This is a genomic window from Paraglaciecola mesophila KMM 241 (genome assembly GCF_000315015.1).
GTDB lineage: Bacteria > Pseudomonadota > Gammaproteobacteria > Enterobacterales > Alteromonadaceae > Paraglaciecola > Paraglaciecola mesophila.
This window is the reverse complement of record NZ_BAEP01000075.1, coordinates 1-13,588: the sequence shown is the minus strand read 5'-3', so window position 1 is coordinate 13,588 and position 13,588 is coordinate 1. Positions and strand designations below refer to the sequence as shown.

10 protein-coding genes and 1 pseudogene are annotated in these 13,588 nt (G+C 43.4%); 6 read left to right on the top strand and 5 right to left on the bottom strand.

What is annotated here, in order from left to right:
* Positions 1-11: 11 nt before the first annotated feature.
* From thrC to GMES_RS17970, 5 genes are all read right to left on the bottom strand, one after another.
* Positions 12-1,295, bottom strand: a complete 1,284-nt coding sequence (thrC, locus tag GMES_RS17990) for a threonine synthase (protein ID WP_006994198.1) — start codon at positions 1,293-1,295, stop codon at positions 12-14.
* A 48-nt stretch (positions 1,296-1,343) separates the two neighbouring features.
* On the bottom strand, positions 1,344-2,339 hold the full coding sequence (thrB, locus tag GMES_RS17985) for a homoserine kinase (RefSeq protein WP_006994197.1): 996 nt from the start codon (positions 2,337-2,339) through the stop codon (positions 1,344-1,346).
* On the bottom strand, positions 2,339-4,801 hold the full coding sequence (gene thrA, locus GMES_RS17980; protein WP_006994196.1) for a bifunctional aspartate kinase/homoserine dehydrogenase I: 2,463 nt from the start codon (positions 4,799-4,801) through the stop codon (positions 2,339-2,341). The genes thrB and thrA overlap by 1 nt, the downstream gene beginning before the upstream one ends.
* A gap of 701 nt (positions 4,802-5,502) precedes the next feature.
* Entirely contained in the window at positions 5,503-6,990 is a 1,488-nt protein-coding gene (glgC, locus tag GMES_RS17975) for a glucose-1-phosphate adenylyltransferase (protein ID WP_006994194.1), read from the bottom strand.
* A gap of 87 nt (positions 6,991-7,077) precedes the next feature.
* Positions 7,078-7,575: an Hsp20/alpha crystallin family protein gene (locus GMES_RS17970; RefSeq protein WP_226990335.1), complete on the bottom strand. Its 498-nt coding sequence runs from the start codon at positions 7,573-7,575 to the stop codon at positions 7,078-7,080.
* Positions 7,576-8,058: 483 nt separating this feature from the next.
* Between GMES_RS17970 and GMES_RS22880 the strand changes: the two genes are divergently transcribed.
* From GMES_RS22880 to GMES_RS22520, 6 genes and pseudogenes are all read left to right on the top strand, one after another.
* The gene (locus GMES_RS22880) at positions 8,059-8,625 is read left to right on the top strand and encodes a GAF domain-containing protein (RefSeq protein ID WP_226990334.1); all 567 of its coding nucleotides are present in this window, start codon (positions 8,059-8,061) and stop codon (positions 8,623-8,625) included.
* 96 nt (positions 8,626-8,721) lie between these two features.
* Positions 8,722-9,252, top strand: coding sequence for a sensor histidine kinase (locus GMES_RS22875; protein WP_226990333.1), 531 nt, complete (start codon positions 8,722-8,724; stop codon positions 9,250-9,252).
* Positions 9,253-9,989: 737 nt separating this feature from the next.
* A complete protein-coding gene (locus tag GMES_RS17960; RefSeq protein WP_039987762.1) occupies positions 9,990-11,231 on the top strand; it encodes a putative DNA modification/repair radical SAM protein in 1,242 nt (413 codons plus the stop codon).
* A gap of 16 nt (positions 11,232-11,247) precedes the next feature.
* Positions 11,248-12,042 (top strand): TIGR03915 family putative DNA repair protein, encoded by a 795-nt coding sequence (locus GMES_RS17955; RefSeq protein WP_006994190.1) that lies wholly within the window; start codon positions 11,248-11,250, stop codon positions 12,040-12,042.
* A 638-nt stretch (positions 12,043-12,680) separates the two neighbouring features.
* A complete protein-coding gene (locus tag GMES_RS17950) occupies positions 12,681-12,926 on the top strand; it encodes a DUF4235 domain-containing protein (RefSeq protein ID WP_006994189.1) in 246 nt (81 codons plus the stop codon).
* 168 nt (positions 12,927-13,094) lie between these two features.
* Positions 13,095-13,268 (top strand): annotated as a pseudogene (locus tag GMES_RS22520) (transposase); the annotation flags it as partial.
* Positions 13,269-13,588 lie beyond the last annotated feature (320 nt).

The following is a 13,588-nucleotide window of genomic DNA, read 5'->3' as shown; positions in this document are numbered from 1 at the left end:
TAAAAAATCGCTTAGCCTAGTAGGCTAAACAAGTGCTTTTTCAACACTTCATAATCGCTTGGCAAATCCACAGCGAAGCTTTCTTTGGTAGAACAGTCAACCAAAGGTTGAGGTAAACTAATCGGTTGGCCCAATACGTTTTCGACCGTTTCGCGGAACTTAGCTGGGTGCGCTGTTCCAAGGAATATCCCCGTATCGCCTTCATCCATATGGCGCAGCAATGCTTTGTATGCAATCGCCGCGTGCGGCTCTGAAACGTAGCCTAATTGCGCAAGTTGACGCATAGCCACTTGGGTGTAGTCTTCATCAATCATATCACCTGATAGTATTTCACGTGACAAGTACCCTTGTTCGATTATGGCTTCAATGCGCGGCCAGTTATTAGGTTGGCTAACATCCATCGCGTTAGATATGGTTGCTATTGTATCTTTTGGATCCCATTCACCGGTTTTCAAGTAACGTGGCACGGTATCATTCAAGTTAGTAGCAGCCACAAAGTGCTTAACAGGCAAGCCCATGGTTTTTGCAATCATGCCTGCGGTTAAGTTACCAAAGTTGCCACTAGGCACTGAGATAACCACGTCATCACGCTGCTCTTTGCTTAGCTGTGAAACGGCTTCAAAATAGTAGCAAACCTGCGCTACTAAACGGCTAATGTTAATAGAGTTAGCTGAATTAAGGTGCAAGCCTTCACGTACTTCAACATCATCAAACGCGCTTTTCACCATTTGCTGACACGCATCGAAGTCATCTTCAATCGAGACCGTGTGAATGTTGTCACCCAAGGTGGTGAACAGCTTCTCTTGCAGTGGGCTAATTTTGCCCTTCGGGAATAAGATAACCACATTGATGTTATCTAAACCATGGAATGCATGAGCAACCGCAGCGCCAGTATCACCTGAGGTAGCAGTCAAAATGGTGATTTTTTCGCCAGCGGCGATTTCAGTTAAACACTGAGCCATAAAACGGCCACCGAAATCTTTAAACGCCAACGTTGGGCCGTGGAATAACTCAAGGCTGTAAACGTTGTCGGTTACTTTCGCTAACGGGGCTTCAAAAGCGAAGGCACGCTCTACGATGCCCTGCAAACGGTCTCTAGGGATCTCATCACCAATTAGCTGGCTTAAAATTTCAACTGAACGCTCAACAAATGGCATATCAAGAATGGCATCGATATCATCAAATTTTGGCAAACTAGTAGGGAAATATAACCCTTGGTTTTTGCCTAACCCTTTTTTAACCGCTTGTGCAAAGCTGACTTTGTCCGAGGGGTCTTTTAAATTAACTAGTTCCACGTTTCTTACCTTTTGTGCTTATTCAACTAAGCGTATTTTAATATTATGCTAAGCGCTGATGTCTTTTGCCACAGCGCCTTGTTCATCAAGCTGACACACATGACTAAAGCCGGTGTCATTTTGGATATAATTCTCTTGCAACCACGTGCTGATGGTTTGCGCCTGTTCAAGGTTGTCGCACACCGCAAATACGGTTGGCCCAGATCCTGAAATACCAAACGCCATAGCGCCATTTTGCATCGCAAACTCACGAGACTCATCAAAGTGTGGCAATAATGATTTTCGATACGGTTCTGCGATAACATCCGTCATCATATTCACCGCGAGCTTCTCGTCCTGGCGATAAAGCGCATCCACAAAAACAGCCAACTGACGGCCAAATTTTAACGTATTTGGCATAGACACCTGCTTCGGCAGAATATCTCTGGCCGCCGCGGTTGATACCGTAATACCTGAATAACACGCCACCCAATACCAATGTTTGAACGTTGGCAATTGTAAGGCTAGCGTATCAGCTTGTTCCGCCATTAAGGTCAAGCCACCTAAGTAACAAGGTGCGACATTATCATAATGTACACTGCCACTGATCTGACCTTCCAATTCGCCCATGATCAACAACAATTCGTGCTGGTTAAATGGCACGTCACCTAGCAGTTGACCGTAAAATTCATTTAAACCATGCAGCGCAGCCACAACCGATGCCGCACTAGACCCTAAACCACTGCCAATAGGCAAATGTTTATGTAAGGTCATTTTGACTGGCGGGAGTTCAACACCCTTTTCACTCATCACTTTTACAAAATGCTGATAACAACGAGTCACTATGTTGGTGTCAGGATCTGCCGGTAATTTATGCGCAAAGGCACCTTCGACAGCAAGGCTAAACTCGTCAGCCAATTCAAGGTCAACTTCATCCCCAAGTACTGTGCCATCAATGGGCTTTAACGCAGCGCCTAGCAAATCAAAGCCTAAACTAACATTACCTGTTGAAGCCGGGGCAAAAGCGCGAAGCGTTTTACCCGTCATGTCATTTAATTCGCTCATTACACGTCTTGCTTCCATGGCATGGTTCTAAGTACATCAGCAAAAACACCCGCAGCAGTTACCGCAGCGCCCGCACCATAACCACGTATTACGTAAGGAATAGGCTGATAGTAATTACTGTGGATAGCCAGGGCATTTTCGCCTTCTTTAATCACAAACAAAGGGTGATCTTCGCCAACAGCCTGAATCGACACGACGCACTTACCTTTGCTGATAGAGCCTACATAACGCAGTACTTTGCCTTCCTCTTTGGCCGCGTTAACTTTATCTGAATACAGGGCATCTAACTCAGGTAGCTTCGCCATAAATTCGTCGATGCTGCCGCTATCGTCAAAATGCGATGGCAACACGGGCTCAATTTGAATATCGTCAAGTTCAAGCTGTAAGTCCGCTTCTCGAGCCATAATTAATAGCTTACGGGCCACATCAGTGCCGCTTAAGTCATCTCGTGGGTCTGGCTCAGTAAAGCCGTTCTTTTTAGCAATTTCAGTGGCTTGAGAAAGCGTTAAGCCCTCATCTAACTTGCCAAATACGAATGATAATGAACCTGACAATATCCCTTCGAAACGTTGCAGCTCATCCCCGGCATAAATCAATTTTTGCAAGTTATCGATTACCGGTAAGCCCGCGCCTACTGTGGTTTCATACAAGAACTGGCGATTGGTATTTTGTGCCGTTTCGCGCAACTGCTGATAATAAGCATAAGTCGCTGTATTGGCTTTTTTGTTTGGGGTAACCACATGGAAGCCGCTGTTCATTAGCTCAACGTACAGCTCAGCAATCACCGTGCTACTGGTGCAATCAATTACCACCGGGTTAACCAAGCTGTTGCGCATCACAAAATTTTGCAAAGCATCAACAGAAAGCGACTGGTCGCTGTCATTCAATTGGCTTGCCCAATCGTAGTTTAAATCCACACCGCCTGAGGCCAACAAAAGCTTACGGCTATTGGCAATACCGTAAATTTTTAAGCTTATACCACGTTCAAGTAACACCGCTTGCTGGCGAGAGATTTGCCCAAGCAACTCTTTGCCGACCGTACCGCAGCCCACTAAGAACACATCGATAGCGTGTAAATTTGAAAAGAAATTCTGGTGAACCACTTTCACTGCTTTTTTCGCTTTGCTGCTTTCAATTACCGTTGAAATTGAACGCTCAGAAGAGCCCTGAGCAATCGCTACGTTATTCACGCGTGCTTGCGCTAATGAACTAAAGAACTTAGCCGCCAAGCCTTGTGAATGGCGCATACCGTCACCGACCAAAGTCACTATCGCTAAATCGTGACGCACTTCGATAGGGTCAAGCAGGTTATTGGCCAACTCAAGGGCAAACGAGTCTTCTAACAAGTCTTGAGCGCGGGTGGCATCTTTACTGTGAATACAAAAACTAATGCTGTATTCAGACGATGACTGCGTAATTAAGCTAATAGAGATGTTGGCATTCGACATCACTTCAAATACACGGCTGGCCATGCCAACCATGCCTTTCATACCTGGGCCTGCCACGTTAAACATGGTCATGTCGTCAAGGTGTGAGATGCCTTTAACACTGGTCCACTTAGTGCTTTTTTCATTGCTGATAAGCGTGCCTGGGGCAGCTGGGTTTAAGGTATTACGAATAAGGCAAGGTATATGATGCTGAGCAATTGGCCCAATGGTTTTCGGGTGAAGTACTTTAGCCCCGAAATAAGACAGCTCCATAGCTTCTTGATAGGTTAATTTATCAAGCAACACTGCGCCATCAACTTGGTTAGGATCGGCATTATAAACACCGTCTACATCAGTCCAAATTTCACAGCACTCAGCATCGATACATGCAGCTAAAATAGCGGCTGAATAGTCAGAGCCATTGCGCCCCAACGTGACCTTTTCACCTTCAGCGTTAACCGCTACGAAACCTGGCATAATCAATACCACGTCGCCAGAGCTATCTACGTCACTGAAACGCGCTTTACTCACAGCTACATCAGCGATGCTATCAAGGTAATCGCCTTCGGCAAGAATCAGTTCAGCAGGGTCAATAATTTGGTTTTTAGTACCAAGCGTAGTCAATATTTGACTGAAAATGTTCACGCTCATGTACTCGCCGATGCTTAAAATCTTAGCCACCACGGATTCAGGTGCACAGCGAAGTAGCGCGAAACCTTCAAGGTGTTGATTTAACTCATTCAATACATTTTGAATGTAAGGGGCAAGCTTGCTGTCATCGAATTCAGGTAGGGTATCTTTTAAATCATCTAGAATACCGAAAAGCACCATGTTCAGTTTAGCGAACAACTCGCCGTAATCTTTACCATTACCCGCTTCTTCACATAACAGAGATAACGCATTGGTTACGCCTTTAGGGGCTGATAACACAACTGCTGCGCCGTTAGTTGCGTGGGTATCCAAACAGATATCTTTAACCCGTAAATAACGCTCTGCATCAGCTAATGACGAACCGCCAAACTTCAACACCTTCATTTATTTTGCTCCTCTGGTGGTTGTTTACGCAGGGCTTTCACCGCGTCGAAACAACCATTAATTAACTTTTTGCTGCGCTAAATAACAAAAAAGCCCGCTATATTTGCGGGCTTTATGTCTGTTTAATGTGCACAAGCCAGCGATCACCTCAAAGAGGTAATAATCATAATCATGCCGGTGGTGCTTGTTATTATTTTCGAATCTACGTTCATGGAGCTCAATTTGCCGTATAGACGTCTATATGTCAACCGTCTAGACGTCTTGTTTTGAAATATATTATTAGCTAAATAAGTTAAAGAAAAACCATAGCCCTCAAACTTAATCACTAAAAATCAGTTACTTAGCTACAATCGAAGATAAGCAATCGAATGAAAACACCCTGTTTTGGTTAAATTAACTACCGCTAATTGGTTACGTTATTCTATGAAATCGATATCAAAATGTTATGAATTGAGCCTGAAGCGTTTTTTTGAGGGAAGTAATGTAGGTATTGGCTGCGTTTTTCACCCTGACTCGTTACCGATTAAGCGTTAGCGAAAACGCCCTATTTTGTGAGCCATTATTTTAAGCCCCCCCTAAGGCAATCAATTTCTATATCTCTTAGGGGTGGCGTTTTATCTAAGCTTAGTAACAGCCGCGTTTCGTGCCGTTAAAGTCTAGGTGTACATGCAAACGACGCTAACTTGCTCCCTGAACTTGCGTTAACGCTGAGATGCTGTGTGACGGGCCCTTACCTTTTCATTTGCTGTAGCGTTGGCTTGGTTAATCCTTGACGTTTCCGTTTTTGATTCTCTTCTATCGACTAATTCCCTGTCCCTTTCGCTTCCTTTTAACCTTCTTGTATCATGTTCAGTTTCGCTCTCGCTCGCGCCGACGGTAAGCCATTCGTCACCGCACAGTTTCAGTACGTGCGTGGGCATCACGTCTTCTTGCTGGGCATCTATCACAGCATCCAGTACCTTTTGTGTTATTAATACAATACCTTTTGGCGTCACGGTAAAACCTTGTTGATTAGCTATGTCTTTGTCGTTCACAACAAATTCAGCCGGTACATTTACCCCCTTATCGATAATCACGTTTGCTAATTTAGCACCAAAGCCGACTGCGACATCCGGTAACAACACGCACCTTTCTAAGACCGCGCACGGGTCAATTTTGCAATTAGTAGACAATACCGACTGTTTAACACTACAGCTATCTAGACGACAACCCGAACCTATTAGCACTTGCTCGATATCGCACTTGCCCAAGTCAGAGCTGTTCGTGATCTCCACTGGCGAATTTGAAAATGCACTGCCCCATATCGGCCAGTCAGGGTCGGTAAAATTCAGCATGTCACGGTTGTTGAGTATATCTAAATGGGCACGCCAATAGCTGTCTAATGTGCCAACATCTCGCCAATAAGGTATTTGGTCGCCGCTGGCATCGCGAAAACGATGAGCGAAAACGCGATGTTGTTGAATAATGCTAGGGATCACATTCTTACCAAAGTCATGAGCAGAATCAGCGATTTGCGCGTCATTCTCTAAAAGCGCATACAAGACATCGGCATTCACAACATAATTACCCATGGACGCTAAGCAGTAATCCGGCGCATCAATTAAAGCGTGAGGCGAGTCTGGTTTTTCAGCAAACGCTGTAATACGCCCGTCGCGCGCTGCACTGAGTACACCGAGTTGTTTGGCAGCATTTTTTGTGGGTACTTCAATGCAAGATACCGTCATATCTGCGTTATTGTTCACATGGGTAGCTAACAGTTTGCGGTAGTCCATTTGATAAACGTGATCGCCAGAGAGGATCATCACATACTTCGGCGCTTTTGCTTTAATGTAAGCGATATTTTGAAAACAAGCATCAGCGGTACCTTGATACCAGCTCTGGTCATTCTGCTGGGACGCAGGCAGCACATCGAAACAACCGCCAACGTTGCTGTTTAAGCGCCCCCAATGCTGCATTAAATGACGTATTAAGCATTGCGACTTGTATTGTGTCAGCACGGCAATTTGGTTCAGCCCCGAATTCACACAATTAGACAGAGGAAAGTCAATAATTCGACAATGGCTGCCAAATTCTAATACGGGTTTAGCGCGCATCTCCGTTAGCCCATCAAGGCGTGAGCCCTGACCGCCAGCAAGCACTAATACTAAGGTGTCTTTTACTACCGTTTGCATATCTGCTTCCACATTCATAACAAGCTCCGATAAAGGTCTTCCCTGACCAAGTGTTTTACTATTCGTTAAGCGCTAACGCTTAATAAACTGCTAACCCAGTTAACCTTAACCAGAAATTTCGATTTTTCGCTGTAGCTCTTGAGCTTTTACCGATTTAGGTAAAGTCACCTGGAGTAAGCCTTTTTTAAACTCAGCTTTTATCGCATCCTGATCAACGCTTACCGGTAGGCTAAAGCTACGTTGAAAGCTACCGTAGCTGCGCTCCATAATGTGTATGTTGTCGTCCTTGTCAGCTTCATTTTCGTAGTTTTTCTGACCGCTCAAGGTCAATATTCCGTCGGATAAATCCAAGGTAATGTCGTCATTATCAAGGCCGGGCAACTCGGCGGTTAAGGTGTACGCTTTTTTGTTCTCAGTGATATCAACCTTTGGATCCACAAAATCTAGTTTGCTGTCGCCCTTTGCTGGTGTCTCTCGTACGAACGGAAAATGCGAACTGAAGTTTTGTACAAAATCATCCAAAAAATGCTGGCCAAACAAATGAGGAAACTGGCCGGAAGGTTTTTTGTCAGTAGAACGATTCGTTAAGTTGATATTACTCATCATCAATCTCCTATCAAAAATTTGAATTGGGTTGGCTGATAAGCTTGCTAACACAACATCGCCTATCAGCTAATAAAATTAAACTCGATTTCATTGATCATCATCTTGATCCAGATCAACATTAATTGTTGTTTTATTGAGCGCTTGTAAATCAATGAAAAATGTCAGAGTGAAAGGAAAAAGTGGTAAGAAGAGAGGGCAAATATTTAGTGGAATTGGTATGACTAAAATGACTGGATTTATAAACGCTAAATTACAGATTCAGCAATTTAGCCTTTCAGGGATCGACTTGAGGCCAAGTAAACGGTTTAATGGCATTTAAGAAGTCACTCGGTTTTGCTATATATTCCACCGAATTGACTTAACGATTAAACCGCCAACATTTATAACAAAAATCCCCAGTGATTTATCGACCATGGAATGGCAATATATACAGGTCGTAAACGGTTATAAGCCATAAGATCGCAAAGTAAAGAGTACCTAATGAACGCGTTAATTGAGAAAGATATTCAGACTATTCAGTCTATTGAAGCTGTGCCACACATCATGCAGATGTTGTCAGATGCCACCGGATTGCGCTTCATTTGTATTGCCCGGGTAACAGATGAAAAGTGGACCACATGCGCGGTACTCGATCAGGTTAATTTCAACCTTCTTCCAGGGGATGAACTTGATATATCAACCACCTTTTGCATTCAGGTTAAAAGGTCGACTCAACCTATTGTTATTGAGCATGCTTTAAAAGATGAGCACTACAGTAAAAGTGAAATTCCCATTATGTATGGGTTTGAAAGTTACTTTTCCTTTCCCATATACAGCAAAAATGGTGATTTCTTCGGCACGTTATGCGGTTTAGACCCTCTACCGGTAAAATTAAAAACGGTTGAGATTCAACAGCAAATCAAGTCATTCTCTGAATTACTCTCTAGACAGATTGAAGTTGACGAACAGCTCATCACTGCCCAATCTGAGCTATTCAATGAGAAGGCTGCAACCAAACTGCAAGAGCAATACATTGCCATTCTAGGGCACGATTTGAGAACACCATAATCAGCACTGACAATGGGTGTAGACTTTTTAAAAGACCACGTAACAGACGCCACCTCCCAAAAAATACTTGCGCGCATGGACAGCAGCGCAACAAGAATGAAACGTTTAATTAGCGATGTGATGGACTTAACCCGAGGTAAAATGGGTAACGGCATGCAATTAAACGTCAAGACGGTGAACAACCTGCAAGATATGTTAATCCATACGATTGATGAACTCTCTGGGCTGCATCCACAGCGAGAAATTCAAACTCACATTGATATCCAGGGCTCGGTTAATTGCGACCCTGAGCGAATTGCCCAGTTGCTGTCGAACCTGCTGATAAACGCCATTGTGCATGGCGACCCGCAACAAGCCATTGAGGTTAACGCAAGCATTGAAAACGGCGTATTCGCATTAAGCGTTACCAATGGCGGTGAGCCCATAAGACCAGAGGTGGTTGATAAACTCTTTCAACCTTTTTGGCGCAATGAAAGCAACAAACAAACCGGCGGCCTAGGTTTAGGTTTGTTCATAGCCTCACAAATTACCTCTGCCCATGATGGAAGCCTAACCGTAAGTTCAGATGAAAACAGAACGATTTTCACCTTTCAGGCAACCCTCGGCTTAAATGCGATAGAAGGCTAGTGCTTTTGTCATAGTACACCTGTTGTTTTACCTGCTTTCTTTTAAATCGCTTCTAAGAGCGAGTAACAAATCTTGAACGGGGCTGTCATCAGCCCTACCCAATGCCACTCAATAAAGTCACTAGGTGATAATGTGCCCTCCCCTATTTTTGAAACTAACAGAGCATAGCCAAAGAGGTATAACGCAGCTATAAAGCGTGGTTAAAGCACTTCTAACGAACACATTCCATACATATCCTGTGACTTAGGCTCCTGCCTGAAAACTGACCTTAAACGCCATCTCCTCCCTCAACCCTCAACCATTAAGAGCCCAGTACAAATCATCAATCGGCCTGACTTAAAGTACTTCAACTCTTCTAGTAGGAAACTCCTTATTGAAACTAGAGATGACCATTTCGTCATTCTAATTATGGGTATCTTTTTAGGTTCATCCAGCTGTAAAAGGTGGTGAAAAGAATGTGTATAAAACACTCGCTGAGTTAAGGGCTGTGATGGGGTAGGCAGGTATGAGGTAAGAGAACTTTTTGCGCCAACAGTCCCCCTTATTTAAAAGCACTCGACTCCCTTCATTATTGATGGCCCTTTTATTCTAGAATGTAAATTGTACTGTATATTTATACATGATATAAACCCTAGGAAAATTTGAAAACTAAATAACCGATACACCCGTGTCTTTTCATTATTTATGACTGAATCGACCGCCTTTGTGTATTTATTAAGAGAAAGTAATAATCTGCGATGCATGACAAACTGATTCAAAAACTCGAAATTCTCTCAGATGCAGCCAAGTATGACGCTTCATGTGCAAGCGGTACGGCAGGTAAACGTAAGGCTGGCAAAACTGATAAAACTGGCATAGGTTCGCTTACTGGCGGTACAGGAATATGCCACAGTTTTACCCCTGATGGGCGGTGTGTCTCTTTACTAAAGATACTAATGACGAACTACTGTATTTACGATTGTCACTATTGCATCAATAGGGTATCAAGTAGTGTTCAACGCGCCCGTTTCACTGTGAAAGAAACAGTAGAGCTAACACTGAATTTTTATAAGCGTAACTATATCGAAGGCTTATTTCTTAGTTCAGGCATCGTCGGTTCCCCAGACCTTACAATGGAAAGCATGGTACGTATTGCAAAATCCTTACGTATCGATCACGGGTTCAAGGGGTATATACACCTTAAGACAATTCCCAATGCCTCGCCTGAACTTCAGGCTGAAGCTGGTTTATATGCCGACCGGCTAAGCATTAATGTAGAAATGCCAACCCAGCTTTCATTAAATAAGTACGCGCCAGAAAAAGACCTGGGCGCTATTCATAGCTCGATGAATACTCTGAAAGACAAAATAGCCGAGCATAAAGTAGATAAAACGCATACAGGTAAACGTCCTCCTCGCTTTGCCCCTGGCGGACAGTCAACCCAGATGATCATAGGGGCCGATGGCTCAAACGATAAAGTCATATTGGGAGCGAGCGTTCAGCTTTATAGCCAACAAAAGCTACGCCGAGTTTATTACTCTGCGTTCTCACCAATACCCGATGCATCAGAAGTTTTGCCGCTTAAGCCTGCGCCTTTGGTGCGAGAGCATCGTCTTTATCAGGCTGATTGGCTACTGCGTTTCTATGGATTCACGCTTGACGAAATCGTGCACGACGACATGCTTGATATGGACCATGACCCCAAGCTCGCATGGGCATTACGCAATCGTCATGTATTTCCAATTGATTTAAATAAAGCCGACAAACTCATGTTGTTAAGAGTACCTGGTCTTGGTGCTCGCACCGTACAAAAAATTCTGGCGATCCGCCGTTATACAAAGCTTAGTTGGATGGATCTCACTAAAATGCGTCTGCCATTACAAAAGCTAAAACCTTTCATTACTGTGAGTGACTACTCACCTGCTATTCATTTACTCGATGGCAATAATTTTGAATTGCAGTTCAAACAGCCGAAACAGTTTGAGCTCTTCGGCGCCTAAATGAAGTAGCATCAAGATGAGAACAATTACTATCACTTCAGTGCCTGGATACAACGAGTGGCGCATAGCATCAAGAGAATGTTTAGCGCAATCTATCCCCCCTGAAAACATTATTTGGCAAAGTTCAGAGTCTATACAAGACGACCTGTTTGGCCATACTGAAGAGGTTATGCCCGCCCCTAAAGAGCAAGTGAAACACTCGATTCCCAAGTCTGTCTTAATGCTTTTTAAATATGCGTTGTGTCATCAAGATGCTAGCCGCTTCGCACTGTGTTATCGGGTTTTATGGCGCGTTATTTTCGAGAACAAAAACCTTATTCAGTTAAAAACTGACGAAGATATACTGCAACTCAATACATTAGCCAAAGCGGTAAAACGCGATGCGTACAAAATGAGTGCTTTTTTGAGATTTAGAGAGGTTGCACTTGACGGACAAGAGCACTTTATCGCTTGGTATGAACCAGAGCATTTCAGCTTGGAGGTTAAACTCGACTTCTTCCAAACCCGCTTTAAAAATATGCGTTGGTCGATACTGACGCCTTATCGTGCTGCTCATTGGGATACTGAAAAATTAGTGTTAGAAGATAATCCCGATCCGAGTGTGTGTCCTGATGAAGACCGTATAGAAAAATATTGGCTCACTTATTACACTAATATATTTAATCCCGCCCGTATCAAAAAGAGCGCGATGTTAAGCTCAATGCCCAAAAAGTATTGGAAGAACATGCCTGAAACAGCACTGATTGACGATATGATTCGAAATTCGGATGCGAGAGCCCGCAAAATGATTACAGATGGGAATAAACGCTAAGTTCGATATATGTATAACGATCGGCGTTCTTCGATGGCGTTAGATTTTGGACGATATAACGAGGCGATATAAAGAGAGGTGATATAAAGATGCCCATGATAAGGATGGTCAATTTTAAGGTTAAACGACACTCGATTTATGTCTCATAACAAACACATTCCCTACATATCTTGTAGTCTACTCCCTTGCCTAACAACTGACCTTAAACACCGTTGCCTTCCTCAGCGCTCAAGATTCCAGTGAAAATCATCAATCGGTCTGATCTTAAGAAAGTCAACTCAATGATTTATCGCGGCCGTTGCAGGAAGCAATAAACGACAAAACAATCGAAGCTGCGTTGTATAAAAATGGCCAAGTTCAACGTTATAAACGGCTACCTGACATTATGGGTATGCGCAAATGCTTTCACAGAAGATAAGAAAGCCCTTTATTTGAGAAATATTTACAATTGTACCCGTAAGATAGTTAACGAATTTTACTACTGGGATTGTTATGGCGCAAAAGCACACTTCTCTTTTTCGTTGTGATCAGCCTACAAGCTGCATTACGACTACAACTCGAACAATAACGTAAGAAACTGACAGAGTAGGTCTATGGTTTGCACTGAGATATTAACTAATAATCTGGAGGGGTACATTATGAGCAGTAAACAACTCATTACGAACGTAGGTATTGGACTTGCCGCCGCATCGGCAGGCATTCTAGCAAGAAAAACGCTACAAAAATCGTGGGAAAAGGTGACTAACGAACCCGCACCGAAAGACAAGGAAAGTGAAAACACTGACCTTAAAGAGGCTGTAACGTGGGCAGTAGTGTCGGGCATTGGTGCTGGTCTCGCTAGAATGGCCGTTCAATATGTAATTGATAAACGCCAGTCAAAATAACACCTTAAAATTGATAGCTTTTGAGGTACAGGCACTCATAAGAGGCATCTAACCAAGACAGGCATGTTTCTTTGCTCAGATGAAAGACGATATAAAGACACCCAATTTGGGTTTCATTCTGTGAGGTGGATGGGCTGTGCCTTAACCTCGAAACAGCCGAATTAGCCAAAAGACTATTGTGAGTTTGTCGATATCACAGGCCGCTGCATTCGTGATGATAATAAGGGCCATATCGACAACACTCACAGCTCTATACTAGAACGACTAAACTTAGATTCTGCTCAACGGCTTCGAGGAATGACCAAAGCGAAGCAGTTGTTGCAGCTGTTAAAACACGCCTGAAATAACCTTAACGAACACATGCCAAGCATATCTTGTAGCCTATTCCCCTACGTAAAAACTGACCTTAAACGCCATCTCTTTCCTCAACCATCAACCGTCAACCGTCAAGAGCCCAGTAAAAATCCTCAATCGATTTGAATTAAAGTACAACGGCTCTTTTTGTAGGAAACCCCACCTCTAAATAGGAGTGAATTATGATCTTCCCCTAACTTTGTAGACACTTTTTACTTAGAAACCGAAGTAAGGTAAAAAGCGTTATGAATAAAAAATATCCAGACGAGTTTAAACAAGAGGCCGTGCGCCAAGTAATCGAAAAAGGT